Below are 24,829 nucleotides of genomic sequence, written 5' to 3' on the forward strand. Positions count from 1 at the left end.
ATTTATTATTAAATTTGTTGAGTTATGGCACTTTTCTCATTTTATAATGTACGTAAACCCCGGCAGTTCAATCATAAACCTATTTATTGGGATCCCCATAAAGAGGCGATGGAAGAACGTGTGCGTAAAATGAAACGCGAGATGGGCATGGAAGAATCGCTGGAAGATTACAAGCCGCAGATCAAAGGAACTTTTATTGAGGGTACTTCGCATCTGAAGAAAAGCCTTGACAGAGGCGACGATGCGCGTAGCCGTAAATATAAGAGTGTAAAACTGATCGTGGGGATTGCAGTCCTGGGTGCTTTACTCTGGTTTTTGTTTTGGTCATGAGCGATATAATCCATTTATTACCCGATAGTATAGCCAATCAGATAGCGGCCGGTGAAGTCATTCAACGGCCTGCTTCCGTTGTAAAGGAACTGGTTGAAAATGCGATCGATGCCGGAGCCGCACATATCCAGGTGAACATTAAGGATGCCGGCCGTACATTGATCCAGGTAGTCGATGACGGGAAAGGTATGTCTGAGACAGATGCCCGTATGGCATTTGAACGGCATGCTACTTCCAAGATATCTTCGGCTGAAGATCTGTTTTCCCTCCATACGATGGGATTTCGCGGAGAGGCGCTGGCTTCTATCGCTGCGGTAGCCCATGTGGAACTGCGTACCCGTTTGAGAGGAACTGAGTTGGGTACGAAGCTATCCATCGCCGGTTCCACATTGGAAGATATTAGCCCCGATGCTTGTACAGAGGGAAGTATTTTTTCGATCAAGAACCTATTCTTTAATGTACCCGCGCGCCGTAAATTCCTGAAATCGAATGAAACGGAGTTCCGTAATATAATCAATGAATTTGAACGTATCGCCCTGGTCAACCCGCAGGTAGCCCTGGTGTTGAACCACAATGATACCGAGATATTTAATTTACCGGAGTCAGGTCTCCGCCAGCGTATTATAAATGTATATGGCAAGAACCTGAACCAGAAGTTGCTTTCTGTGGATGCACAAAGCTCGCTGGTCACTATTTCCGGTTTTGTAGGTCGCCCGGACTCTGCCAAGAAGCGTGGTGCACTGCAATATTTCTTCGTGAACGGACGTTTCATGAAGCATCCCTATTTTCATAAGGCCGTTATGCAGGCTTATGAACAGTTGATCCCTCCCGGCGAACAACCCAATTATTTTATCTATTTCACGCTTGATCCTTCTACGATCGATGTAAATATCCACCCGACTAAGACCGAGATTAAGTTTGAGAACGAGCAGCCTATCTGGCAGATACTGATGGCGGCAACCCGTGAGGCGCTGGCAAAGTCGAGTGCTATCCCTACCATTGATTTTGATGTGGAAGATGCGATAGACATCCCGGTTTACAACCCGGTCAAAGAACCGGACGGATTTAGAGCACCGACCGTGCAGCTTGATTCGGGTTATAATCCTTTCAAGGCATCTTCTACCCCGTCTTCTTATTCTTTGTCTTCGCCATCCCCTTCGTCTTCCGGGAAGTCGGAGTTCGACTGGTCACAACTCTATCAGGGGTTTGAAAGCGACCGCGATGCCGTGCGTAAAGATTTGGAAATGATGGGAGAGGTGATTGAGACGGATGCTGATGAGAAGCCGGAACCGGTAGCTTCTGTTGTTGGAGGCGAAGCCTTGTTTGCCGAAACGACTACTCCATGCTATCAGTACAAAGGTCGTTATATCGTTACTTCACTGAAGTCCGGCCTGGCCCTGATCGACCAGTACAGAGCTCATGTACGTATCTTGTTCGACCAGTATCTGAATAATATGCGACAGCAGAAAGGTGCATCGCAGCAGGTTCTTTTCCCCGAAATCATTGAGTTCACGGCAGCAGAAGCTGCTGTCTTGCCTGTTCTGTTGGAAGATATGCGTTTTATCGGTTTCGACTTGTCGAATCTGGGAAATAACAGTTATGCGATCAACGGCCTGCCTGCCGGACTTGAGAATGTAGACCAGCTGGTTCTGATAAAGGATATTGTCAACCGTGCTATCGAGACAGGATGTGAAGTACATGAAGAGATCTGTGAAGCAATCGCTTTGTCTCTGGCAAAAGCTGCAGCCATCCGTCCGGGTAAAACATTGTCTGCCGACGAGATGGATCACCTGATCGCAACCTTGTTCTCCTGTCCGGATTCCAACCTGACTCCCGACGGAAAGACGATCATTTCCATGCTGACTGACGAAGAACTGGAGAAACGGTTCAGATAAGTAAATAATATAGTATATTTGCTCGTCTAATAACTAAGGAGATGAGTGAGCAGGAGTTCCGCAGCATATACAAGCAGTATCATAAAAAACTATGCTATTTTCTCAATTACTATACTCACGATGAGCAAGCTATTGAGGAAGTTGTACAAGATGTTTTTGTATACCTCTGGAAAGAATCTGACAATTTGAATATAACTTATCTCAAAACCTATCTGTATAGCAGTGCCCGGAATAGGATGTTGAATTATCTACGGAATGAACATACGCGGACGATCATATTGGAGCGATGGGCTCAAATGGAATTGGAGGAAAGACAAGCGCAGGATTGCATTGACCGGGCGGAGTTTTTTTTATTATTACAGGATACGATCGAAGCTCTACCTCCAAAATGTCGGGAAATTTTTTTGATGAGCCGCGATGAGCGAAAAACTTATAAAGAAATTGCGGAAGAGAAAGGTATTTCAGTCAAAACTGTTGAAGCCCAGATGGGAATCGCATTAAAAAGAATAAGAGAAAAGATGCTTTCATCTTATAAAGAAGGAGGGGATATCTTCGTTTTTTTGCTAACTCTGCTATAATTATTCGAAAATCAGAAAAAATATTATTTTGTTTTAAGGGTATTCTTTGATGGGATGTGTCTATTATATAGAAATATAAAAAGATGGATCAGAAAATACCTCATACATTATTGGCGAAACACTTCGTAAACCAAACTTCCGTAGAAGAATCAGAGGAAGTGAGGAGGTGGCGTGCCCAATCACCTGAGAATGAAAAATTGTACCAGGAATATCTACATGAATGGGAAATTGCACATGCTGATTTTTCCCGGTTCGTGCTACCAGATAGTGATAAGATGTGGGGAAACATATTGTCCCGGATCAATGAACCTGTTAAAACAATATTATATACTAAGAAGAAACTTTATAAAGCCATTGCTGTTGCAGCTTCAATTGCTTTATTGGTTGGACTTTCTTTCTCTGTCTGGCTTTCTGCTTATTACCGTTCGGATGGAAATTATTTGGCTGCGGAGGCTGTATTTATTGTTCCTTCCGGACAAAAATCCCAGCTTATATTGCCTGATGGAACGAAAGTTTGGATGAATTCCGATTCAAAATTGACTTACCCGGTAGACTTTTCTAAAAAACGCCGATTGGTAAAATTGGAAGGTGAAGCTTATTTTGATGTCGTACATGATGAGAATAATAAATTTATTGTGAATACCGGTACGGTCAATGTACTGGTGCACGGTACAAGTTTTTCAGTGACTGATTATCCTACTGATTCTTTTATTTCAGTGGCTCTGGAAAAGGGGAGTGTCTCGGTAGAAACCAGTCGGGAGCATGATTTACTGACCAGATTGGTGCCGGGACAGAAATTGCTGATCGCTAAATCGGATATTAGCTGGAATGTTTCCGCTTTTGATGCAGAGGCTTATAATATCTGGATGTTGAATAAATTACAGTTTAAAGGAGAATCCCTTTACGATGTCTTTAGAAAAATAGAGCGTTGGTATGGGGTTAAGATCAGGTTGGAAAATGAAAATCCGTCTTATTCTTATTGGTTTACTTTGAAAACGGAATCATTGACTGAGATGTTGAATCTGATCAACCAGATAACTCCTATAGACTATAAAATAAACGGAGAGGAGGTGACCATAAGATATAAATAACAGATTCCCCCTTTACTTTTCTATTGGTGTAGTAAAGAAGAGGCATTATGAACCGCTATTCATAATGCCTGCGACCTTCAATATAACTCTTGTTCGAAGATTCTATTCATCGTAATGAATAGAATAGGGAGCTTATATTCAAGGGCAAAGATACGATTTTTATTATAACCTTAAATTTTAAGAAGATGTTTAAGATAAGAAAAACGTTAATTGTTACGTTATTATCAATAATTTTTACCAATGTAGGATTTGCCCAATCCGTGAAAGTGACGTTGTCGCTAAAGAATAGTACCTTGAAAGAGCTTGTCTCTTCCGTTGAAAAACAAACAAACTATACATTTGTTTTTTATAATGAGATCAATTCGGATTTACCTGTCTCTGTTACATCTAATAATGAGGCTCTGAAATCTGTATTGGATAAAGTTCTACCTCCGCTTGAAATCTCTTTTGAAGTTTCAGGGAATCATTTGATCCTGAAAAAAGCAATGGAACGAACTCTGAAAAAGGTAAGTGGATTTGTCAAAGACGATAGTGGAGAGGGGATTATTGGTGCGAATGTAGTAGAGAAGGGAACGACCAATGGTACGGTTACGGATATGAACGGATATTTTGAATTATCGGTTGCTGCTGATGCTGTTTTACAGGTTACATATATTGGTTATAACCCGAAAGAAGTTTCTGCAAGTTCCCGGCAGCCGGTAGCTATTCAATTAGAAGAAGATTCAAAACAAATAGAAGAGATTGTCGTTATAGGATATGGTACACAGAAAAAGATATCTGTTACCGGATCTGTTGTTTCATTGAAGGGGGACGAGGTAATGAAAAGTCCGTCGATTAATGTAGCCAATTCTTTGATCGGACGTTTACCTGGTGTTATTATAAATAACCGTTCAGGAGAGCCTGGCAGAGACGATCCGTCCATTTTTATCCGTGGTAAAAGTACGACGGGCGACTCTTCTCCTTTAGTCCTGATCGATGGTGTGGAACGTGGAGGTTTAGGCGAAATAAATCCCAATGATATCGAAAATATTTCAGTGTTGAAAGATGCCTCTGCTGCGATTTATGGAGCAAGAGCTGCCAATGGTGTTTTACTGGTGACTACGAAACGTGGGAACACCATGAAACCCTCTGTAAGTTTCTCTTATAATCAGGGATTTTCGGAATCGACGCGTACACCAAAGATGGCAGACTCTTATACTTATGCTAAAGTATATAATGAAATAGAGGAAGGAGAAGGACGTGCTCCGAGATATACTGCAGAAGAACTGGAAAAATACAGAAACGGTTCGGATCCAGATTATCCGAATACGGACTGGTATGGCTTTATCACCAAGAAGTTAACTCCGCAACATCGTGTAAATTTGTCAGTATCAGGTGGTAATGAACGTTTGAAATATTATTTATCGTTGGGTGAGTCACATCAGAGCGGACATTATAAAAATGGGACAACAGATGTCAGATTATATAATTTACGTTCCAATATTGATGTTCAGGTTACTAAATATCTTCAGGTAGGAATGAACCTGGCAGGAAAGGTCGATGATAATCATTATCCGTATTTCTCGACGAATGAGACATATAGTCATATCTTTTTATATTTGCCCAGTTGGCAGCCTTATTGGCCCGGGACGGACAAGTTAATGCCAAACCGGGGAAGTGAAAATATCATGAATATGGTAAGCGACGCTGGTGGAACACGGGATATAAAGACTACAGCTCTTCAGAGTACGGTTTCTTTTAAACTGGATATCCCTTGGGTGAAAGGTTTGTGGCTGGACGGTAGTGCCAGTTATGATGCAGGTTATGTCTTTACCAAAGATTTTCAGACACCTGATTATGTTTATTATAAGGATGAAAAGACAGGTGAACTGTATAAAGGACGTTCCGGTATGGGAAGCGATAAGGCCAATCTTTCTGAGAAGTATGAGAATCCGACTAATTTGTACATGACTGCAAAGTTGAACTATGATCATACCTTTGGTGTTCATCATGTTGGTGCCATGGTCGGTTATGAACAAAGTGAAACAAAAGGAAATTATCTTCAGGCCTATAGAGGGGATTATGTTTCCATTTCAATACCGGAGATCTTTGCCGGAAGCAGTGATAAAAACAAACAAAGTAATGATGGGAGTTCGTCACAAACGGCGAGGCAAAATATTTTCGGACGTTTGTCTTATGATTACGCTGGGAAATATTTGGCCCAGTTCACTTTCCGTCGGGATGGATCTCCTAATTTTCCGGAAAACAAACGATATGGATTCTTCCCTGGCTTTTCTTTAGGGTGGAGAATCTCGGAAGAACCGTTTATGAAGAATTTGCTTTTCCTGGATAACCTGAAGATACGCGGCTCTTATGGCAAAATGGGGAACGATCAGGTTGGAGCTTATCAGTATCTGACGACTTATAGTTATGGTAGCAACTATGTAATAGGGAAGAATGATGTAACCGGGTTAGTTCAAAACGGTGTACCCAATCCTAATATCACCTGGGAAGTTGCCAAGACAACCAATATTGGTTTTGATTCTCGTTTATGGAATGGTCTGTTAGGAATTGAGTTTGATTATTTTAAAACCAGACGTTCCAATATATTGACGAAGCGTTCTGCTATTATTCTGGATTATACAGGATTGAAGTTGCCGGATGAGAATATCGGTATAGTAGATAATAAAGGTTTTGAAATGATCGTTTCCCATGAGAACTATTCAAATCCTCTGAAATATCGGTTGTCTGCTAATGTGTCTTTTGCTCGTAATAAAGTTGTTTTCAGTGATGAGCAACCTGCGGCTGAGCCCTATCAGTATGCAACCGGTCGCCCGATCGGATCGGGATTGTACTATAATGCAATTGGTATTTTTGAATCGGAAGAGCAGATAGAGTCATTGCCTCATTTATTGAATACACAACCGGGAGATATCATTTATGAAGATGTCAACAAAGATGGTCAGATTGATTCAAGGGACCGTATCCGTGTGAACCAGACTAATACTCCTGAAATAGTTTATTCTTTTAATGCGAATTTCGAATATAAGGGATTCGACCTCTCGTTGCTGTTTCAGGGACAGGAGAATGCAAAACAATATTTCGGAAGTTATTTTCCGGTAATGAGTTATTCATTGGGAAACTTTATGGAATGGCGTGCCAAGGATAGATGGACGCCTGAGAGTACAAAAGCTTCTATGCCGAGAGGTAGTTCGAGTATGTGGAATAATAATACGGAAGCTTCGACCCAATGGCTGTTGAATGCCGGTTTTCTTCGTTTGAAAAATCTGGAATTCGGTTATACGCTACCTGCTTCTATCTGTGAGAAGTTATGGGTAAAGAATCTGCGCGTTTCTTTTAGTGCCAATAATCTCTTTATTATTTACGATCATATGAAGGAATTGGGATTTGATCCGGAAACAACAGACTTTTGGTATTACCCGCAACAGCGTACCTATAACTTTGGCGTAAATGTAACATTCTAAATACTATTTGATATGAAAAAGATAATTTATATATTAGTGGCTATTTTAGCTTTGAACTCATGTGATGTGCTGGACATGAAACCTCTGGATAAAGTTTCGGATGCTGATGTATGGGAAGACAGTGCATTGATAGAACTTTATGTGAATGCTTCTTATAATTCTATCAATCATGAATTTAGTCAGCATATGTTAAGTGATGCGAGTGACGAAACTTATTGTATTCATAATTGGGCTAATTTCTGGGTGATTCAAAAAGGAGAAATGACTTCTGATAACGTAACGGGTATTTCAGAGAAGATTAATTATTGGAAGTCTGCATATAGTAACATCCGTACGATCAATGTTTTCTTTGACCGGATTGATGATGCTCCGGTTGAGACAGATCTAAAAAACAGAATGAAAGGCGAGATGAAATTTATCCGTGCCTGGATCTATGCGAATCTGATTTGGCGTTATGGCGATGTTCCCCTGATCACAGACTTGTTCGAGTTGAATCAGGATTATAAGGTGAAACGTGATTCTTATAGCGATTGTGTGGATTTCATTACAAAAGAACTGGATGACGCGATGACTTGGTTACCTGCAAAATCGAGCAGTGAAACGTTGGGACGTGCTACAGGGGATGCTTGTAAGGCTTTAAAAGCGAGAGTTCTATTATATGCTGCCAGCGAGCAGAATAATCCTTCCCATTCAAAAGAAAAATGGGAAGCAGCGGCAGAAGCGACAAAGGCCGTATTGGATGCCGGATATAGTTTGGGTAATGATTATCAGTCTGTCTTCCTGGAAGATAATGATGAAATAATCTTTGCGCGTTACTTTACGCAGGCCAATTCTACCGACTTTATGCTGTTTAACGGTCGGAATGGTTCAAATGGATGGACCGGAGAGAACCCGACGCAGAATCTGGTGAATGCTTATGAGATGACAAATGGTGAATTACCATATCTGAATGAGGAATTGCCGTTGAAGATAAATCCGGCTTCCGGCTATGATGAGTCGAATCCATATGCCGGACGTGATCCGCGTCTGGATGCTTCGATCCTGCATGATGGTTCTATGTGGGCCGGACGGGAGACAGAAACCTGGCACGGCGGACTTGATTCACCGGAGAGTAGCATCGGTTCATGGAATGCCTCGAAGACGGCTTATGCGTTTAAAAAGTTCATGGTCGAATCCATTCCGCCCTCAGGGTCATCCGTAAAACCTGAAAATCCCTGGATATTCTTCCGGTTAGCAGAATTTTATCTGAATTATGCAGAGATCATGTATGAGTTGGGCAATGAGGAACAAGCCCGTGAATATGTTAATAAGGTACGTGCCCGTCAAAGTGTGAATATGCCGCCTGTTACCGCTTCCGGCGAAAAGCTGAGAGATAAGATACGGAATGAACGTCGTGTGGAGCTTGCTTTTGAAGGACATCGCTTTTTTGATGTAAGAAGATGGTGTATTGCTGATGAAACAGAGAATAGGGACCTATTGGCAATGAATATTCAAAAGCAGGCAGATGGTACTAAAACATATGAAGTTACAATGTTATTGAAGCGGTCGTTTTTAGAGCAACATAAACTGGTTCCTATTCCTCGTACGGAGATAGATAAGAGTGAAGGTTCGCTGGTGCAAAATCCAGGTTATTAATAATAAATTGATTCTCAATGAAAAAACTGATTAGTGTTCTTATTTGTGTTTTGTTTGCAAGTGTAGGCATAAGCGGTCAGGCGAAGATCGACCGCAAAGCTGTTGTTGACAGGCATCGTATCGTGACAACGAAGACCAATCCCCGGAGTCCGGCTCAGGTAGGTAACGGAGAGTTTGCCTTTTCTGTGGATATTACCGGGTTACAGACTTTTGTTCCTTTCAATACGATGTCACAGTGGAGTTGGCATAGTTTTCCTTTGCCGGAGGGTTGTAAGGTGGAGGATTTTAAAAGACTTACGATGGATACGCATGGAAGGGATGTTCCTTATGAGCTTCCAAATCCCGAACAACCGGAACTTTCGGCGTGGCTGGCAGGAAATCCGCACCGTTTTAACCTGGGACGTATCGGATTTAAGTTGACGAAGCCGGATGGTACTCCGGTGACTGAAACCGATTTGTCGGATACCCGACAGGAGGTTGATTTGTGGACAGGCATTATTTACAGTCAGTTTAAACTGGATGGTATCCCCGTATCGGTGAAAACTGCTTGTCACCCTACATCGGATGCAGTTGCAGTTTCCGTGGAAAGTCCTTTGATTCGTAAAGGGCAATTATCGGTATTTCTGGATTTTCCTTATCCTAAAGATGATCAGTTTCAGGACTGTCTGGGAACCTATGACCAACCAGGTGCCCATCAGTCCGTTCTTAAAAAGCAAGAGAAAGACCGGGTACTGATCGCCAGAAACATGGACGATATACATTACTATACAGCATTGAGATGGACATCTCCGGCACGCCTTGAACAGGCAGCCGGGGATAGTCCCCATCATTTTGAACTCTGTCCTGAAAATACCGATCGGCTTGAATTCTCCTGCCTTTATTCCCGTGAGGAAACCAATGGAGGGTTGGTTGCGGACCAGATATTCAGGGAAAGTTCCGCTGGTTGGAAATCTTTCTGGGAATCGGGAGCGGCAATCGACCTGTCTGCCAGTAAAGATCTTCGCTGGAAAGAATTGGAGAGAAGGATCGTATTGTCCCAGTTCGTAATGAAGATAAATGAGGCAGGTTCGCTTCCTCCTCAGGAAAGCGGACTGGTCAATAATGGCTGGTACGGACGTTTTCATTTTGAAATGATCTGGTGGCATGGTGTTCATTATGCGTTATGGAACCGTTGGAACTTGCTGGATAAATCGCTTTCCGTTTACCGTGATTATTTGCCGACTTCCATAGAGAGGGCTAAAAGACAGGGGTACCAGGGTGCCCGTTGGCCGAAATGTACGGCTGATTTTGATCGTGAATGGCCTAACCTGATACATGCGACACTGATCTGGCAACAACCCCATCCGATTTATTTTGCAGAGTTGGATTATAGATTGCATCCTACCCGGGAAACCCTGGAGAAATGGAAACAGGTTATTTTCGGTACGGCTGATTTTATGACCGATTATGCTTTCTATGTGAAAGATAGGGATCAGTATGTCTTAGGTCCTCCTGTATTTATCGTTTCTGAAAATACAAAGCCGGAAGAAACGATGAATCCGGCCTTTGAACTGAGTTATTGGAAATTCGGTTTACGGGTAGCCAACGAATGGCGTAAACGTCTTTCACTTCCGGTAGAGGAAAACTGGAAGCTTGTTGAAGAAAAATTGTCTCCGCTGCCGGTTGAAGACGGTGTATATGTGACTCATGAAGGTATTCGGGATATGTGGACCAAGTATGCTTTTGAACATCCGGCTTTGATCGGAACCTATGGCATGTTACCGGGAGACGGAGTCGATATCTCTGTTATGGATAAAACATTATCCAAAGTTCATAATACCTGGAAGTTGAATGATACATGGGGATGGGATTTTCCTATGCTTGCCATGTGTGCGGCCCGTTTATCCCATCCGGATAAGGCTGTCGACTATTTGTTAAATTATCCGGCCTTCGACTTCGACGAACATGGTCTTGTTGGAGGAGGAAGGGCTCCTTTCCCTTATTTTCCCGGTAACGGTGGATTACTCACGGCTGTTGCCATGATGGCAGGGGGATGGGACGGTTGTCCGGCTATTAACGCTCCAGGTTTTCCCCAGGATGGTTCGTGGACTGTAAAATATGAAGGCTTTAATAAATCACTGTAAGTAGATACGGTGTTTATCCTTTCATCTTTCAGCCACCTTTCATCCTTGTAAAACAACCTGTTGGGATGAAGGGTGGCTGATTTGTCTTATTTTTTGTAGTTCCCGGGCACAGGTACATAAATCGGGAATCTATCTATTCCTTCTTTCTTTAATTTCCCGGCTTTTACCATTTCTGTCAGACGACGATTAGCTGTCCCTTTCGTAAATCTACAAACTTGCTGGAACTCCAGGCGGGTGATATATGCATGGGTTGAGAAATAGATGGTTAATAAGTTGTCAATTTCTGTTTCCGAGCGACTTTTCGAATGATTTTTATGTGCTGCCCTGACAAACCGGGTGGTACTCAATTCCTTTTTTAACGCTATTTCCGGACGAAACGCCACCGACTTGAACTGGATGGATTCGGCCCGTATCTCTTTCGGGTCTTTTATAGGCGGACATTGCAGTGTCATTTCCAAATAACCCAATCCTTTGATATGTATTCTTTTTCCTTGTTTCAGATTACGGATGATCGCTTTGCTTAGCATGGTTATAGTTGCTTCTACATCGCCGGTTGTCAGGCTGCTGGCATCGTGTATCTCTTCTGAGAGCATTTCGGTGGTGATAACTCCTCGCGGCACAATCCGGGCATGCAGGCGTGGTTTGCGGTTACTCCCTTTCGGTATGGGGTTTTTATAGAAGTCGTATTCTGCTGACATATTCTTACTTGTTTAATGAATAACTCCTGTTTAAATGCTTGTCTATTCATCGCTTGACAATTGTAGGGCGTAAGACTCACAAGTGTAAGGCTATTGCTTAACAGAAGTGGTTCTTACGCCTTACAACTGTGGAGTGATTATTGAATGACTACAAAGGTAACAGATGTATATGACTTAAGCAATACTTTTTGCCTACTTTTCCGGTAGATGAGATTGTTGGAAAATAGTAGTCTGTTAATTTGTAAAACCTTGATATACGGTATTATATTCGCTGAAAATAACTAAAAAAAACGAATATGAATGCGATTAAAAATCTTATTGAAAAGCTGTGTGACCTGGTGATGCACGGACGGTTTTCGGATGAAACGGAAGTGATAACAAATGCAGTATCGGAGGTGATGCCGGTAGTGGCAACAGAAGAGCTACCGGAAAAACACTCGGCAATGATGCAGGAAATGTCGGTTGTGAATAATGCAGGTAATGTTGTGCCCTTTGCAGCAACGGATACCCCTTTGCAAAAAGCGACCCGGGCGATGATGGCAATGGAGCAGTTTCTGGGTGAACAGTACGATCTCCGTTTCAACAAGTTGACATCGGAGACGGAATTCAGGAAGCGGAATCTTTCCGGAGCCTGCTTCCAGCCTGTGGGACAGCGCGAGTTGAACAGTTTCTGTATAGAAGCGCGAAAGCAAGGGATAGATTGTTGGGACAGGGATGTGTCGCGCTATGTGTTTTCTGATAGTATTCCTGAATATCATCCGTTCCGCCTTTATATGGATGAGTTACCGGACTGGGATGGGACTGACCGGATCGATAGTCTGGCACGCAGGGTTTCTTCGGTTCCGTTGTGGGTAAAATGTTTTCATCGCTGGTTGTTGGGGATGGCGGCGCAATGGTTGGAGACAGACCGGCTGCATGCAAACAGTGTATCGCCGGTGTTAGTCAGTCGTACACAGGGAAAACAGAAGTCTACGTTCTGCAAATTATTGCTTCCTCGTGAGTTGCAGCGGTATTATACGGACAGCTACGATCTGTCCGCCCAATCAGCGGCAGAATGTAAGCTGACGGAATTCGGCTTGATCAATATGGATGAATTTGATAAGTTTACTCCTCGCAAGATGGCATTGTTGAAGAACTTGATGCAGGTTGTCAATCCATGTGTTCGCAAAGCGCACCAGAAAAATTACCGTCCGTTACCTCGTGTCGCTTCTTTCATCGCAACGTCTAATCAGAAGGAGTTGCTGACTGATCCCACTGGAAGTCGTCGGTTCCTGTGTGTTGAAATAGAAAATAAAATAGACTGTTCTCCGCTTGATTATCGTCAGCTTTATGCTCAACTGAAAGCCGAATTACTGGCGGGTGAACGGTATTGGTTCACTTCTGAAGAGGAAGCGGAGATCATGGCGGCCAACGAATCGTATTACAAACATCCTGTCGAAGAAGATGTGTTCAGGAGCTGCTTTCGTCCGGCCGGATATGGTGAGAAGGCATTGATGCTTTCTGCTGCAGAGATTTTCCAGCGGTTGAAAAAGTATAATCCGGCAGCTATGCGCTCGGTGTCGGCAGGTAATTTCGGAAAGTTCCTTTCTTCCCAGGGGATTGAACGGAAACATACCGAATCCGGTAATTTTTATAGGGTGGTTGCACTGGTGTAAAATGGTCTTTTAAGGTGGAAAAAGGGCCAATTAACATTGGACTCTGAAAAATGGGGAAAATGAGGTTGGATAAGAGAAAGATTCTTGATAAATCATCTTTCATTGTTTTGGCTTGATAGTCAGTGTGATATATCGGCTGAAACCTGAAAGGTGATTTGTTATATTATATATGTCAGTACCTTTGTGAAGAGAGAAAACAGACACAAGACAAGCCCTGTTGGTTTTAAGCCGGCGGGGCTTCGTGTTAAATAATAATAAATAGTTTGAATTCACATGTTGTAGAACAGAAACAAACGGGAACTATTATGTAACTTTGCACCGTTTTTAGCGCAGATTATGCAGAAAAACAGATGTAACTCGTTGGTTATACGGAAATAATGCGTATCTTTGCAGCCTGAAATAGAAAAAAGAGATAAATAAAATTATAACACATTCAAAGTTTAAAAAAGAAAAGAAATGCCTACAATTCAGCAATTAGTTAGAAAAGGAAGGGAAACTTTGGTGGTAAAAGGTAAATCACCTGCATTGGATGCTTGTCCTCAGAGACGTGGTGTTTGTGTACGTGTTTATACTACAACCCCGAAAAAGCCTAACTCTGCAATGCGTAAAGTAGCGAGAGTTCGTTTGACAAATGGTAAAGAAGTAAACTCTTACATTCCGGGAGAAGGACACAACTTGCAGGAACACTCAATCGTATTAGTACGTGGTGGTCGTGTGAAGGACCTTCCTGGTGTACGTTATCACATTGTACGTGGTACCTTGGATACAGCTGGCGTTAATGGTCGTACTCAGCGTCGTTCTAAATACGGTGCAAAACGTCCAAAAGCGGGTGCTGCTCCAGCAAAAGGAAAGAAGTAAAAATCACCCTTTCAAACTGAGAATTTAAATTTAAGTATTAAAGCTGGTTTGAGTTATTTGGATAGGCTACAAGGTTGAGTAAATGGTTCAGCGGAACCGTTGAAGACAAAATTAAAAGGCAACCAAAGACAAAAACGAAATTTTTGAAAACAAAATGAGAAAAGCAAAACCAAAGAAAAGACAGATCCTCCCGGATCCTGTTTTCGGTGATGTAAAGGTTACGAGATTCGTAAACCATTTAATGTATGATGGCAAGAAAAATACTGCCTTCGAAATTTTCTATTCCGCTCTGGAAAACGTTAAGGCTAAATTGCCTAACGAGGAAAAGTCTGCTCTCGAAATTTGGAAAGCTGCACTCGACAATATTACCCCCCAAGTCGAAGTGAAGTCACGCCGTGTTGGTGGTGCTACTTTCCAGGTACCTACTGAAATTCGCCCCGATCGTAAAGAATCAATTTCTATGAAGAACCTGATCATCTTCTCACGCAAGAGAGGTGGTAAGACTATGTCTGATAAGTTGTCTGCAGAGATTGTAGATGCTTACAACAACCAGGGTGGCGCATTCAAAAGAAAAGAAGATATGCACCGTATGGCTGAAGCTAACCGTGCATTTGCACACTTCAGATTTTAATTTAGCAAATTTAGGAGAATAAAAGAAAGATGGCAACAAAAGCTGACGAACAATTAAAATATACCAGAAACATCGGTATCATGGCGCACATTGATGCAGGAAAGACTACGACTTCTGAGCGTATCCTTTTCTACACAGGTCTGACTCACAAAATTGGTGAGGTTCATGACGGTGCTGCAACAATGGACTGGATGGAGCAGGAACAGGAACGTGGTATCACTATCACTTCTGCTGCGACTACTACTTTCTGGAATTACGCTAATGACAAATATAAAATCAACTTGATTGACACTCCGGGGCACGTGGACTTTACTGTTGAAGTAGAGCGTTCACTGCGTATTCTGGATGGTGCAGTTGCTGCATTCTGTGCGGTTGGAGGTGTAGAACCTCAGTCTGAAACAGTATGGCGTCAGGCTGATAAATATAATGTACCCAGAATTGGTTATGTAAATAAAATGGACCGTTCCGGCGCAAACTTCTTTGAAGTAGTTCGTCAGGTGAAGGATGTATTGGGTGCTAATCCTTGTCCTATTCAGATACCTATCGGTGCAGAAGAAACTTTCAAAGGTGTAATCGACTTGGTAACAATGAAGGCTATCCTTTGGCATGACGAAACTATGGGTGCTGAATATTCTGTTGAAGAAATTCCGGCAGACCTGAAGGATGAAGCTGAAGAATGGAGAGATAAGATGTTGGAAGTTCTGGCTGAATGCGACGATGCTTTGATGGAAAAATACTTTGATGATCCTGCAACTATTACAGAAGATGAAATCAGAGTTGCTATCCGTAAAGGTACTATCGCTATGCAGATCAATCCGATGATCTGTGGTTCTTCTTTCAAGAACAAAGGTGTTCAGACTTTATTGAATGCTGTTTGTGCTTACCTGCCTAGCCCTGCTGATGCAGAAGCTATCGAAGGTACAGACCCACGTGATCCTGATACTGTAGTCGTGCGTAAACCGTTGTTCGAAGAGCCGTTGACTGCATTGGCATTTAAGATTGCAACCGACCCGTATGTAGGCCGCTTGTGTTTCTTCCGTGTATATTCAGGTTCTTTATTGGCTGGTTCTTATGTATACAACACTCGTTCAGGCAAGAAAGAACGTATTTCTCGTCTGTTCCAGATGCATTCAAACAAGCAGAACCCGATGGAAGCTATCGGTTGTGGTGATATCGGTGCTGGTGTTGGTTTCAAAGATATCCGTACTGGTGATACTCTTTGTGACGAAGCACATCCGATTACACTGGAATCTATGGAATTCCCGGATCCGGTTATCGGTATCGCAGTAGAGCCTAAGACTCAGAAAGACCTGGATAAACTGGGTATGGGATTGGCTAAGTTGGCTGAAGAAGATCCTACTTTCCGTGTTCAGACTAACGAAGAAACAGGTCAGACTGTAATTAGCGGTATGGGTGAGCTTCACTTAGATATCATCGTTGATCGTCTGCGTCGTGAATTCAAGGTTGAATGTAATCAGGGTAAACCTCAGGTTACTTATAAAGAAGCTATCACTAAATCTGTTGAACTTCGCGAAGTTTATAAGAAACAGTCTGGTGGTCGTGGTAAGTTTGCTGATATCATCGTTCGTATCGAACCGGCTGACGAAAGTTTCGAAGGAACACTTCAGTTTATTGATGAAGTAAAGGGTGGTAACATTCCTAAGGAATTTATTCCTTCAGTACAGAAAGGTTTCGAAAAAGCAATGAAGAACGGTATTCTTGCCGGTTATCCGTTGGATAAGCTGAAAGTTACATTGATCGATGGTTCATTCCACCCGGTTGACTCTGACCAGTTGTCATTCGAAATCTGTGCTATCCAGGCATTCAAGAGCGCATCAGAAAAGGCAGGTCCTGCTTTGATGGAGCCGATCATGCAGATGGAAGTTGTTACTCCGGAAGAAAGCATGGGTGATGTTATCGGTGACTTGAACAAACGTCGTGGACAGGTAGAAGGTATGGAAACAAGCCGTACTGGTGCACGTGTTGTAAAAGCTAAAGTGCCTTTGGCTGAAACATTCGGTTATGTTACTGCACTGCGTACTATCACTTCAGGTCGTGCAACATCTTCAATGCAGTTCTCTCACTATGCTCAGGTATCCTCTTCTATTGCTAAGCAGGTACTGACAGAAGTACAGGGTCGTGCTGATTTGATCAAATAATTTAGAAACATATATAACAATATGAGCCAAAAGATCAGAATTAAATTAAAGTCTTACGATTATTCTCTGGTAGACAAGTCTGCCGAGAAGATCGTGAAGACGGTAAAGGCTACAGGTGCTGTTGTTAGCGGACCGATTCCTCTGCCTACACACAAACGTATCTTTACTGTGAACCGCTCTACTTTCGTTAATAAGAAATCTCGTGAGCAGTTCGAACTGTCATCTTACAAAAGATTGATAGACATTTACAGCTCAACTGCAAAAACAGTTGACGCCTTGATGAAGCTGGAATTACCCAGCGGTGTTGAAGTAGAAATTAAAGTGTGAGTTATTTAAAAATTAAGTGAAATGCCAGGATTATTAGGAAAAAAAATCGGAATGACATCCGTTTTCAGTGCCGAGGGAAAAAATCTTCCATGCACTGTTATCGAAGTGGGTCCTTGTGTTGTTACACAGATTAAGACTTTGGAAAAAGATGGCTATGAAGCTGTACAGTTGGGTTTCGAAGACAAAAAAGAGAAACATACAACTCAGCCGGAAATGGGCCACTTCAAGAAAGCCGGTGTAACTCCCAAGAGATACTTGGCCGAGTTCAAGAATTTTGAAACTGCATACAATCTGGGTGATGTGATCACTGTGGATTATCTGGAAAATGCAGGTTTCGTTGATGTAGTTGGTACATCAAAAGGTAAAGGTTTCCAGGGTGTAGTAAAACGTCATGGTTTCGGTGGTGTAGGTCAGACTACTCACGGTCAGCATAACCGTTTGCGTGCTCCCGGTGGTATCGGTGCTTGTTCATACCCTGCAAAGGTATTCAAGGGCATGCGTATGGCCGGACAGATGGGTAATGAACGTGTAACAGTTCAGAACCTGGAAGTGATCAAGGTAATGCCGGAACATAATCTTTTATTGGTTAAAGGATCTGTTCCAGGAGCAAAAGGTTCAATCGTATTAATTGAAAAGTAATGGAACTGAGCGTATTTAATATTAAAGGTGAAGATACCGGAAGAAAGGTAACTTTAAACGATGCTATCTTCGGCATTGAACCCAATGATCATGCCATTTACCTGGATGTAAAGCAGTATTTGGCAAACCAGCGTCAGGGTACTCACAAATCGAAAGAAAGAAGTGAGATCTCTGGTAGTACACGCAAACTGATCCGTCAGAAAGGTGGTGGTGGAGCCCGTCGTGGTGATATCAACTCTCCTGTATTGGTTGGTGGTGCTCGCGTTTTCGGTCCGAAACCGAGAGATTATGAGTTCAAATTGAACAAGAAGGTAAAGGGTCTGGCTCGTAAGTCTGCTTTGGCTTATAAAGCTAAAAATAATGCAATTGTAGTTGTAGAAGATTTCGCTCTGGAAGCTCCGAAGACTAAAGAATTTGTAACAATTGCTAAAAACCTGAAAGTGGCTGATAAAAAGTTACTTATGGTTTTACCGGAGAAAAATAATTTTGTATATTTGTCGGCTCGTAATTTAGAAAAGACAAATGTTATAACAGCCTCTGAATTAAACACATACAAAGTGCTTGATGCAGCTAATTTGGTTTTGACTGAAAGTTCTGTTGCTGTTATAGAAAAACTTTTTAATGCATAAGGAGTAAGGAAATGGGAATTATTATTAAACCTATAGTAACAGAGAAGCAAACAGCGATTACTGAAAAAATGGCTAATCGCTATGGTTTTCGTGTTTCTCCTGATGCCAACAAGTTGGAGATCAAAAAAGCTGTACAGGATATGTATAATGTAACTGTAGTTGATGTTAACACCATCAACTACTCCGGCAAGCAGAAAAGCCGTTATACAAAATCAGGTATTATCAATGGTAAACAGGCAGCTTTTAAGAAGGCAATCGTAACGTTGAAAGAAGGAGAAACAATTGATTTCTTTAGTAATATCTAAAAAAAGAAATGGGAATACGTAAATTAAAGCCCACAACACCGGGGCAGAGACACAAAGTTATTGGTGCATTTGATAAAATCACTGCAAGTACACCAGAGAAGTCTCTTGTGGTAGGTAAGAGCAGTACTGGTGGTCGTAACAACACAGGTAAGATGACAATGCGTTATCTTGGTGGCGGTCACAAACAAAAGTACAGAATTATCGACTTCAAGAGAAATAAAGATGGCATTCCTGCAACAGTAAAGTCTATCGAGTACGATCCAAACCGTACTTCTCGCATCGCTTTATTGTATTATGCTGACGGAGCAAAGAGCTATATTATCGCTCCGAACGGCTTGGAAGTTGGCCAGACAGTGGTTTCAGGTAGCGATGCCGCTCCTGAGGTAGGTAATACTTTGCCTATGGCAAATATTCCCGTTGGTACTATTATTCATAATATTGAGCTTCGTCCCGGACAGGGTGCCAAAATGGTACGTTCTGCTGGTGCTTTTGCTCAGTTGACTTCTAAAGAAGGTGCTTATGCAATTATTAAGATGCCTTCTGGCGAAACCAGAAAGATTCTTGCTGCATGTAAGGCTACAATTGGTAGTGTAGGTAATTCAGACCATGGTCTTGAAAAATCAGGTAAAGCCGGTCGCTCTAGATGGTTAGGTCGTCGTCCTCACAACCGTGGTGTTGTTATGAACCCGGTTGATCACCCAATGGGTGGTGGTGAAGGTCGTGCTTCCGGAGGTCATCCAAGATCTCGTACAGGCTTGTATGCTAAGGGCTTGAAGACAAGAGCTCCGAAGAAGCATTCTTCAAAGTATATTATTGAAAGAAGAAAGAAATAATCTGATTAATTAAGTAAACTATGAGTCGTTCACTAAAAAAAGGCCCGTATATTAACGTAAAGCTGGAAAAGAAAGTCTTGGCTATGAATGAGTCAGGAAAGAAAGCCGTAGTTAAGACATGGGCAAGAGCTTCAATGATTTCGCCTGACTTTGTAGGCCATACTATTGCAGTTCATAATGGAAATAAATTTATTCCTGTTTTTGTAACCGAAAATATGGTAGGTCACAAGTTGGGAGAATTTTCACCAACTCGTACGTTCCGTGGTCACGCCGGTAACAAGAAAAAATAATTATCGGTAGTAACAGGAATTCAGGAATCTGAAAATAAAAAGAATCAATAAAAATGGGTGCTAGAAAAAGAATATCAGCTGAAGCAAGAAAAGAAGCCCAAAAGACCATGTACTTCGCAAAGTTGCGTAACGTACCTACTTCTCCGCGTAAGATGCGTCTCGTTGTAGACATGATCCGTGGTATGGAAGTATTCCGTGCACTTGGTGTTTTGAAGTTTTCTAACAAGGAAGCTGCAGCAAGAGTAGAAAAATTGCTTCGTTCAGCAATTGCCAATTGGGAGCAGAAAAATGAACGTAAAGCAGAAACTGGTGAGTTGTTTGTTTCTTCAATCAGCGTTGATTGCGCTACTACATTGAAGAGAATGCGTCCGGCTCCCCAGGGTAGAGGATACAGAATTCGTAAACGTTCGAACCATGTAACCTTGTTTGTTGATACACTTAGTAAAAACGATAGTCAAAATTAATTGTAGATGGGACAAAAAGTTAATCCGGTTAGTAATCGTTTAGGAATCATCCGTGGTTGGGATTCCAATTGGTATGGCGGCAAAAATTACGGAGATACTTTGCTGGAAGATAGCAAAATCCGTAAATACTTGAATGCTCGTCTTGCTAAAGCTAGTGTATCTCGTATCGTTATTGAACGTACGCTTAAGTTGATCACAATAACAGTTTGCACATCACGTCCGGGCATCATCATCGGTAAAGGTGGTCAGGAAGTTGATAAATTGAAAGAAGAGTTGAAAAAAATTACCGACAAAGAAGTTCAGATCAACATCTTTGAGGTAAAAAGACCCGAATTAGACGCAGTCATTGTTGCAAACAATATTGCTCGTCAACTTGAAGGAAAAATTGCTTACCGTCGTGCTATTAAGATGGCTATCGCCTCTACCATGAGAATGGGTGCAGAAGGTATTAAAGTGCAAGTATCTGGTCGTTTGAACGGTGCTGAAATGGCTCGTTCTGAAATGTACAAAGAAGGAAGAACTCCGTTACACACTCTGAGAGCAGATATCGATTACGCTTTGGCTGAAGCGTTGACGAAAGTTGGCTTGCTGGGTATCAAGGTATGGATCTGCCGTGGTGAAGTTTATGGTAAGAGAGATCTTGCTCCTTCATTCACAGCTTCTAAAGATTCAGGCCGCAGAAATGACAATGCCGGTGGCAACAGAGGAGATAAGAACTTCAAGAGAAAAAAAGCTAATCGTTAAACGTTAGAATTAAGAAGAGATGTTACAACCAAAGAAAACCAAGTTCAGAAGACAGCAGAAAGGTCGCATGAAGGGTGAAGCTCAACGTGGCAACCAGCTGGCATTCGGTTCGTTCGGTATAAAAGCGTTAGAGAATAAATGGATTACCGGTCGCCAGATTGAAGCTGCCCGTATCGCGGTAACTCGTTATATGCAACGTCAGGGTCAGGTTTGGGTTCGGATTTTCCCGGATAAACCTATTACAAAGAAACCGGCCGAAGTACGTATGGGTAAAGGTAAAGGTAACCCGGAAGGCTTTGTTGCGCCTGTTACTCCAGGTCGTCTGATTTTCGAAATTGAAGGTGTTCCCTTTGATATTGCGAAAGAAGCTTTGCGCTTAGCAGCACAGAAGCTTCCGGTAACAACGAAATTTGTTGTGAGACGTGATTATGATATGGCTAATCAAAATGCGTAATTGTTATGAAGATTGCAGAAATTAGAGAATTAAGCACAAAAGAATTGCTTGAAAGAGTAGATGCTGAGGTTGCTGCCTACGATCAGAAGGTTATTAACCACACTATCTCTCCGACAGACAACCCTGCACAGATTAAACAACAACGCAGGATGATTGCGCGCATGAGAACAGAATTGCGCCAGAGAGAACTTAACAACAAATAATTGAGCCTGATGGAAACTAGAAATTTAAGAAAAGAAAGAACGGGCGTGGTTACTAGCAACAAGATGGATAAAAGCATCACTGTTGCTATTAAATGGAAGGAAAAACACCCCATTTATGGTAAGTTCGTTAACAAAACGAAGAAATATCATGCTCACGACGAAAAGAATGAGTGCAATATCGGTGATACCGTAAAAATTATGGAAACTCGTCCTTTGAGCAAAACAAAGAGATGGAGATTAGTTCAAATAATCGAAAGAGCTAAGTAACATGATACAACAAGAATCAAGACTAGTAGTAGCAGATAACAGTGGCGCAAAAGAATGTTTATGTATCCGTGTTTTAGGCGGAACCAGAAAACGTTATGCTTCTGTTGGGGATGTAATTGTAGTAGCAATTAAGAGTGTAATCCCGTCAAGTGATGTGAAGAAGGGTGCTGTTTCTAAGGCTATCATTGTTCGCACTAAAAAGGAAATCCGTCGCCCGGATGGTTCATACATCCGTTTCGATGATAACGCTTGCGTATTGTTGAATGCCGGTGGTGATATTCGTGGAAGCCGTATCTTCGGTCCGGTTGCCAGAGAACTTCGTGCAACAAATATGAAAATTGTTTCACTTGCACCTGAAGTACTTTAATTCGTAAAATTTAAGGTAATGAGTAAATTACATATCAAAAAAGGCGATATAGTTTTTGTTAATGCCGGCGAAGACAAAGGTAAAACAGGTCGTGTTTTACAGGTGCTCGTAGACGAGAACCGTGCTATTGTTGAAGGCGTTAATATGGTATCAAAGCATACCAAGCCTAATGCAAAGAATCCGCAAGGAGGAATTGAAAAGAAGGAAGCTCCTATTCATATTTCAAACCTGAACGTGGTTGACCCGAAATCAGGTAAACCGACACGTATCGGACGTAAAGAAAATGCTGAAGGTGCTTTAGTTCGTTATTCTAAAAAATCAGGGGAGGAAATTAAGTAATGAGCAATACTGCCAGTCTTAAAAAAGAATATCAGGACAGAATTGTTCCTGCTTTGACAAAAGAGTTCGGATATAAATCAGTAATGCAGGTACCCGTATTGAAGAAGATTGTAATCAATCAAGGTTTGGGTATGGCTGCTGCCGACAAGAAGATCATCGATATCGCAATCAGCGAATTGTCTACAATTACTGGTCAAAAGGCCGTTGCGACAGTATCTAAAAAGGATATCTCAAACTTTAAGTTGCGTAAAAAAATGCCTATCGGCGTGATGGTAACATTGCGTCGTGAGCAGATGTACGAATTTTTGGAAAGATTAGTTCGTATCGCTCTTCCGCGTATTCGTGACTTTAAAGGTATTGAAAGTAAGTTAGATGGTAGAGGTAATTATACCATGGGTATTCAGGAACAAATTATTTTTCCTGAAATAAATATCGATAATATTACTAAAATATTAGGAATGAATATTACCTTTGTGACCTCTGCGAAAACAGATGAAGAAGGGTATGCTCTGTTGAGAGAATTTGGGTTGCCTTTTAAAAATGCAAAAAAAGACTAAGTTATGGCTAAGGAATCAATGAAAGCCCGCGAGGTTAAAAGAGCAAAACTAGTAGCTAAATACGCCGCTAAAAGAGCTGAACTGAAAGCTGCTGGTGACTACGAAGCTTTGCAGGCTTTACCTAAAAATGCTTCTCCTGTACGTTTGCACAACCGTTGCAAAATTACAGGTCGTCCGAAAGGGTATGTACGCCAGTTCGGCATTTCACGTATTCAATTCCGTGAAATGGCATCCAATGGTTTAATCCCGGGTGTAAAGAAAGCAAGTTGGTAAGTTTTTTTATTTAAATATTGTCCGGGTGGCCGGATCAATTTAATTCATTTATATATGACAGATCCTATTGCAGATTATTTGACAAGATTGCGTAATGCAATTAAAGCGAAGCACAGAGTTGTTGAAGTGCCGGCGTCAAATTTAAAGAAAGAGATCACTAAGATCCTTTTCGAAAAGGGCTACATTCTTAATTTTAAGTTTGTAGAAGAAGGTCCTCAGGGAACAATTAAGATTGCCTTGAAGTATGACCTGGTAAACAAAGTGAATGCAATCAAGAAACTTGAGAGAGTTTCTACTCCAGGTTTGCGTAAGTACACTGGTTACAAAGAAATGCCGAGAGTATTGAATGGTTTAGGTATTGCCGTTCTTTCGACTTCTAAGGGTGTGATGACAGACAAAGAAGCCCGCGATCTGAAGATCGGTGGTGAAGTATTATGTTATGTTTATTAATTAGGAGGAAAGAAGAATGTCAAGAATAGGAAAATTACCAATTCATGTGCCGGCCGGTGTAACGGTTACGATTAAGGATAGCGTGGTGACTGTAAAAGGTCCTAAGGGCGAAATGACTCAGGCTGTTAATCCTGATATTAATGTAACTCTGGAAGATGGAGTTATTCATTTAGCAAGACCGACAGATGATAAGAACCATCGTGCATTACATGGTTTGTATCGTTCTCTGATCAACAATATGGTGATCGGTGTATCTGAAGGATACAAAAAAGAACTGGAACTGGTCGGTGTTGGTTACCGTGTTACTAACACAGGACAGCTGTTGGATCTTTCTTTAGGTTATACTCACAATATCTATTTGCAGTTACCTAAAGAGGTGAAGGTTGAAACGAAGACTGAGAGAAATAAGAATCCTCTTATTATCCTTGAATCAGCTGATAAACAATTACTGGGTCAGATTTGTGCTAAGATTCGTTCATTCAGAATGCCGGAACCGTATAAAGGTAAGGGTATTAAGTTTGTGGGTGAGGAAATTCGCAGAAAGTCTGGTAAATCAGCAGGTAAGTAATCT

General features: G+C 41.8%; 29 protein-coding genes. 28 read left to right on the top strand and 1 reads right to left on the bottom strand.

All coding sequences use genetic code 11. The features are described 5' to 3' along the window. Positions 1-24: 24 nt before the first annotated feature. The 7 genes from K6V26_RS27630 to K6V26_RS27660 all read left to right on the top strand — a co-directional run bounded on the left by K6V26_RS27630 (position 25) and on the right by K6V26_RS27660 (position 11,116). Positions 25-330, top strand: coding sequence for a hypothetical protein (locus tag K6V26_RS27630; protein WP_009859569.1), 306 nt, complete (start codon positions 25-27; stop codon positions 328-330). Continuing rightward, a complete protein-coding gene (gene mutL, locus K6V26_RS27635; RefSeq protein WP_129698374.1) occupies positions 327-2,225 on the top strand; it encodes a DNA mismatch repair endonuclease MutL in 1,899 nt (632 codons plus the stop codon). Before K6V26_RS27630 ends, mutL begins: the two co-directional genes overlap by 4 nt. A 41-nt stretch (positions 2,226-2,266) precedes the next feature. Then, positions 2,267-2,803 (top strand): RNA polymerase sigma-70 factor, encoded by a 537-nt coding sequence (locus K6V26_RS27640; protein WP_009859567.1) that lies wholly within the window; start codon positions 2,267-2,269, stop codon positions 2,801-2,803. 83 nt (positions 2,804-2,886) lie between these two features. Then, complete coding sequence (locus K6V26_RS27645; RefSeq protein WP_009859566.1) at positions 2,887-3,894, top strand: FecR family protein; 1,008 nt, start codon at positions 2,887-2,889, stop codon at positions 3,892-3,894. Positions 3,895-4,079: 185 nt separating this feature from the next. Further along, a complete protein-coding gene (locus K6V26_RS27650) occupies positions 4,080-7,358 on the top strand; it encodes a SusC/RagA family TonB-linked outer membrane protein (protein WP_224264358.1) in 3,279 nt (1,092 codons plus the stop codon). Positions 7,359-7,370: 12 nt separating this feature from the next. Beyond that, a complete protein-coding gene (locus K6V26_RS27655; RefSeq protein ID WP_195585971.1) occupies positions 7,371-8,993 on the top strand; it encodes a RagB/SusD family nutrient uptake outer membrane protein in 1,623 nt (540 codons plus the stop codon). Between the two features lie 17 nt (positions 8,994-9,010). Beyond that, the gene (locus K6V26_RS27660; RefSeq protein ID WP_224264359.1) at positions 9,011-11,116 is read left to right on the top strand and encodes a hypothetical protein; all 2,106 of its coding nucleotides are present in this window, start codon (positions 9,011-9,013) and stop codon (positions 11,114-11,116) included. 86 nt (positions 11,117-11,202) lie between these two features. On the opposite strand, the gene K6V26_RS27665 is transcribed toward K6V26_RS27660, so the two are convergent. Continuing rightward, complete coding sequence (locus K6V26_RS27665) at positions 11,203-11,814, bottom strand: HU family DNA-binding protein (protein WP_224264360.1); 612 nt, start codon at positions 11,812-11,814, stop codon at positions 11,203-11,205. Between the two features lie 296 nt (positions 11,815-12,110). Here K6V26_RS27665 and K6V26_RS27670 point away from each other — a divergent pair, with 296 nt between their 5' ends. From K6V26_RS27670 to rplF, 21 genes are all read left to right on the top strand, one after another. After that, complete coding sequence (locus K6V26_RS27670; protein ID WP_224264361.1) at positions 12,111-13,469, top strand: VapE domain-containing protein; 1,359 nt, start codon at positions 12,111-12,113, stop codon at positions 13,467-13,469. A gap of 456 nt (positions 13,470-13,925) precedes the next feature. Continuing rightward, positions 13,926-14,327 (top strand): 30S ribosomal protein S12, encoded by a 402-nt coding sequence (rpsL, locus tag K6V26_RS27675; protein ID WP_009859549.1) that lies wholly within the window; start codon positions 13,926-13,928, stop codon positions 14,325-14,327. A 154-nt stretch (positions 14,328-14,481) separates the two neighbouring features. Continuing rightward, a complete protein-coding gene (gene rpsG / locus K6V26_RS27680) occupies positions 14,482-14,958 on the top strand; it encodes a 30S ribosomal protein S7 (RefSeq protein ID WP_009859548.1) in 477 nt (158 codons plus the stop codon). Positions 14,959-14,987: 29 nt separating this feature from the next. Next, positions 14,988-17,117, top strand: a complete 2,130-nt coding sequence (gene fusA, locus K6V26_RS27685) for an elongation factor G (RefSeq protein ID WP_009859547.1) — start codon at positions 14,988-14,990, stop codon at positions 17,115-17,117. 21 nt (positions 17,118-17,138) lie between these two features. Then, a complete protein-coding gene (gene rpsJ / locus K6V26_RS27690; RefSeq protein WP_005634728.1) occupies positions 17,139-17,444 on the top strand; it encodes a 30S ribosomal protein S10 in 306 nt (101 codons plus the stop codon). Positions 17,445-17,465: 21 nt separating this feature from the next. Then, positions 17,466-18,083 (top strand): 50S ribosomal protein L3, encoded by a 618-nt coding sequence (gene rplC / locus K6V26_RS27695; RefSeq protein WP_009859546.1) that lies wholly within the window; start codon positions 17,466-17,468, stop codon positions 18,081-18,083. Continuing rightward, the gene (rplD, locus tag K6V26_RS27700) at positions 18,083-18,712 is read left to right on the top strand and encodes a 50S ribosomal protein L4 (RefSeq protein ID WP_009859545.1); all 630 of its coding nucleotides are present in this window, start codon (positions 18,083-18,085) and stop codon (positions 18,710-18,712) included. Before rplC ends, rplD begins: the two co-directional genes overlap by 1 nt. 11 nt (positions 18,713-18,723) lie before the next feature. After that, positions 18,724-19,017 (top strand): 50S ribosomal protein L23, encoded by a 294-nt coding sequence (rplW, locus tag K6V26_RS27705; RefSeq protein ID WP_009859544.1) that lies wholly within the window; start codon positions 18,724-18,726, stop codon positions 19,015-19,017. 8 nt (positions 19,018-19,025) lie between these two features. Beyond that, entirely contained in the window at positions 19,026-19,850 is an 825-nt protein-coding gene (rplB, locus tag K6V26_RS27710; RefSeq protein WP_009859543.1) for a 50S ribosomal protein L2, read from the top strand. 20 nt (positions 19,851-19,870) lie between these two features. Then, entirely contained in the window at positions 19,871-20,140 is a 270-nt protein-coding gene (gene rpsS, locus K6V26_RS27715; protein ID WP_005634738.1) for a 30S ribosomal protein S19, read from the top strand. Positions 20,141-20,193: 53 nt separating this feature from the next. After that, entirely contained in the window at positions 20,194-20,604 is a 411-nt protein-coding gene (rplV, locus tag K6V26_RS27720) for a 50S ribosomal protein L22 (RefSeq protein WP_009859542.1), read from the top strand. Positions 20,605-20,610: 6 nt separating this feature from the next. Then, on the top strand, positions 20,611-21,348 hold the full coding sequence (rpsC, locus tag K6V26_RS27725) for a 30S ribosomal protein S3 (protein WP_009859541.1): 738 nt from the start codon (positions 20,611-20,613) through the stop codon (positions 21,346-21,348). A 19-nt stretch (positions 21,349-21,367) separates the two neighbouring features. Further along, positions 21,368-21,802, top strand: coding sequence for a 50S ribosomal protein L16 (rplP, locus tag K6V26_RS27730; RefSeq protein ID WP_005634742.1), 435 nt, complete (start codon positions 21,368-21,370; stop codon positions 21,800-21,802). A 5-nt stretch (positions 21,803-21,807) separates the two neighbouring features. After that, entirely contained in the window at positions 21,808-22,005 is a 198-nt protein-coding gene (gene rpmC / locus K6V26_RS27735) for a 50S ribosomal protein L29 (RefSeq protein ID WP_009859540.1), read from the top strand. Between the two features lie 9 nt (positions 22,006-22,014). Then, positions 22,015-22,272 (top strand): 30S ribosomal protein S17, encoded by a 258-nt coding sequence (rpsQ, locus tag K6V26_RS27740; RefSeq protein WP_009859539.1) that lies wholly within the window; start codon positions 22,015-22,017, stop codon positions 22,270-22,272. 1 nt (position 22,273) lies between these two features. Then, a complete protein-coding gene (gene rplN / locus K6V26_RS27745; RefSeq protein WP_010800553.1) occupies positions 22,274-22,639 on the top strand; it encodes a 50S ribosomal protein L14 in 366 nt (121 codons plus the stop codon). A gap of 18 nt (positions 22,640-22,657) precedes the next feature. Next, positions 22,658-22,978 (top strand): 50S ribosomal protein L24, encoded by a 321-nt coding sequence (gene rplX, locus K6V26_RS27750; protein WP_009859538.1) that lies wholly within the window; start codon positions 22,658-22,660, stop codon positions 22,976-22,978. Further along, a complete protein-coding gene (rplE, locus tag K6V26_RS27755) occupies positions 22,978-23,535 on the top strand; it encodes a 50S ribosomal protein L5 (protein WP_010800552.1) in 558 nt (185 codons plus the stop codon). Before rplX ends, rplE begins: the two co-directional genes overlap by 1 nt. 3 nt (positions 23,536-23,538) lie before the next feature. Beyond that, entirely contained in the window at positions 23,539-23,808 is a 270-nt protein-coding gene (rpsN, locus tag K6V26_RS27760) for a 30S ribosomal protein S14 (RefSeq protein WP_009859536.1), read from the top strand. 54 nt (positions 23,809-23,862) lie between these two features. Then, a complete protein-coding gene (gene rpsH / locus K6V26_RS27765; RefSeq protein WP_009859535.1) occupies positions 23,863-24,258 on the top strand; it encodes a 30S ribosomal protein S8 in 396 nt (131 codons plus the stop codon). Positions 24,259-24,274: 16 nt separating this feature from the next. Further along, positions 24,275-24,826, top strand: coding sequence for a 50S ribosomal protein L6 (gene rplF / locus K6V26_RS27770; RefSeq protein ID WP_009859534.1), 552 nt, complete (start codon positions 24,275-24,277; stop codon positions 24,824-24,826). Positions 24,827-24,829: the final 3 nt, after the last annotated feature.

The sequence above is a fragment of the Parabacteroides goldsteinii genome, from assembly GCF_020091425.1.
In the GTDB taxonomy this organism is placed as follows: Bacteria; Bacteroidota; Bacteroidia; order Bacteroidales; family Tannerellaceae; genus Parabacteroides; species Parabacteroides goldsteinii.

Excerpts from the sequence above, each read along its gene's own strand:
- K6V26_RS27670 (WP_224264361.1), top strand. The coding sequence starts at position 12,111 with ATGAATGCGATTAAAAATCTTATTGAAAAGCTGTGTGACCTGGTGATG.
- rplW (WP_009859544.1), top strand. The coding sequence starts at position 18,724 with ATGGGAATTATTATTAAACCTATAGTAACAGAGAAGCAAACAGCGATT.
- rplD (WP_009859545.1), top strand. The coding sequence starts at position 18,083 with ATGGAACTGAGCGTATTTAATATTAAAGGTGAAGATACCGGAAGAAAG.
- K6V26_RS27630 (WP_009859569.1), top strand. The coding sequence starts at position 25 with ATGGCACTTTTCTCATTTTATAATGTACGTAAACCCCGGCAGTTCAAT.
- rpsJ (WP_005634728.1), top strand. The coding sequence starts at position 17,139 with ATGAGCCAAAAGATCAGAATTAAATTAAAGTCTTACGATTATTCTCTG.
- rplV (WP_009859542.1), top strand. The coding sequence starts at position 20,194 with ATGGGTGCTAGAAAAAGAATATCAGCTGAAGCAAGAAAAGAAGCCCAA.
- rpsN (WP_009859536.1), top strand. The coding sequence starts at position 23,539 with ATGGCTAAGGAATCAATGAAAGCCCGCGAGGTTAAAAGAGCAAAACTA.
- K6V26_RS27655 (WP_195585971.1), top strand. The coding sequence starts at position 7,371 with ATGAAAAAGATAATTTATATATTAGTGGCTATTTTAGCTTTGAACTCA.
- K6V26_RS27645 (WP_009859566.1), top strand. The coding sequence starts at position 2,887 with ATGGATCAGAAAATACCTCATACATTATTGGCGAAACACTTCGTAAAC.
- rpsC (WP_009859541.1), top strand. The coding sequence starts at position 20,611 with ATGGGACAAAAAGTTAATCCGGTTAGTAATCGTTTAGGAATCATCCGT.
- rpsG (WP_009859548.1), top strand. The coding sequence starts at position 14,482 with ATGAGAAAAGCAAAACCAAAGAAAAGACAGATCCTCCCGGATCCTGTT.
- rplC (WP_009859546.1), top strand. The coding sequence starts at position 17,466 with ATGCCAGGATTATTAGGAAAAAAAATCGGAATGACATCCGTTTTCAGT.
- rpsL (WP_009859549.1), top strand. The coding sequence starts at position 13,926 with ATGCCTACAATTCAGCAATTAGTTAGAAAAGGAAGGGAAACTTTGGTG.
- rplB (WP_009859543.1), top strand. The coding sequence starts at position 19,026 with ATGGGAATACGTAAATTAAAGCCCACAACACCGGGGCAGAGACACAAA.
- K6V26_RS27640 (WP_009859567.1), top strand. The coding sequence starts at position 2,267 with ATGAGTGAGCAGGAGTTCCGCAGCATATACAAGCAGTATCATAAAAAA.
- rplX (WP_009859538.1), top strand. The coding sequence starts at position 22,658 with ATGAGTAAATTACATATCAAAAAAGGCGATATAGTTTTTGTTAATGCC.
- K6V26_RS27665 (WP_224264360.1), bottom strand. The coding sequence starts at position 11,814 with ATGTCAGCAGAATACGACTTCTATAAAAACCCCATACCGAAAGGGAGT.
- rpsH (WP_009859535.1), top strand. The coding sequence starts at position 23,863 with ATGACAGATCCTATTGCAGATTATTTGACAAGATTGCGTAATGCAATT.
- mutL (WP_129698374.1), top strand. The coding sequence starts at position 327 with ATGAGCGATATAATCCATTTATTACCCGATAGTATAGCCAATCAGATA.
- rplF (WP_009859534.1), top strand. The coding sequence starts at position 24,275 with ATGTCAAGAATAGGAAAATTACCAATTCATGTGCCGGCCGGTGTAACG.
- rpmC (WP_009859540.1), top strand. The coding sequence starts at position 21,808 with ATGAAGATTGCAGAAATTAGAGAATTAAGCACAAAAGAATTGCTTGAA.
- K6V26_RS27660 (WP_224264359.1), top strand. The coding sequence starts at position 9,011 with ATGAAAAAACTGATTAGTGTTCTTATTTGTGTTTTGTTTGCAAGTGTA.
- rplP (WP_005634742.1), top strand. The coding sequence starts at position 21,368 with ATGTTACAACCAAAGAAAACCAAGTTCAGAAGACAGCAGAAAGGTCGC.
- rplN (WP_010800553.1), top strand. The coding sequence starts at position 22,274 with ATGATACAACAAGAATCAAGACTAGTAGTAGCAGATAACAGTGGCGCA.
- rpsS (WP_005634738.1), top strand. The coding sequence starts at position 19,871 with ATGAGTCGTTCACTAAAAAAAGGCCCGTATATTAACGTAAAGCTGGAA.
- fusA (WP_009859547.1), top strand. The coding sequence starts at position 14,988 with ATGGCAACAAAAGCTGACGAACAATTAAAATATACCAGAAACATCGGT.
- rpsQ (WP_009859539.1), top strand. The coding sequence starts at position 22,015 with ATGGAAACTAGAAATTTAAGAAAAGAAAGAACGGGCGTGGTTACTAGC.
- K6V26_RS27650 (WP_224264358.1), top strand. The coding sequence starts at position 4,080 with ATGTTTAAGATAAGAAAAACGTTAATTGTTACGTTATTATCAATAATT.
- rplE (WP_010800552.1), top strand. The coding sequence starts at position 22,978 with ATGAGCAATACTGCCAGTCTTAAAAAAGAATATCAGGACAGAATTGTT.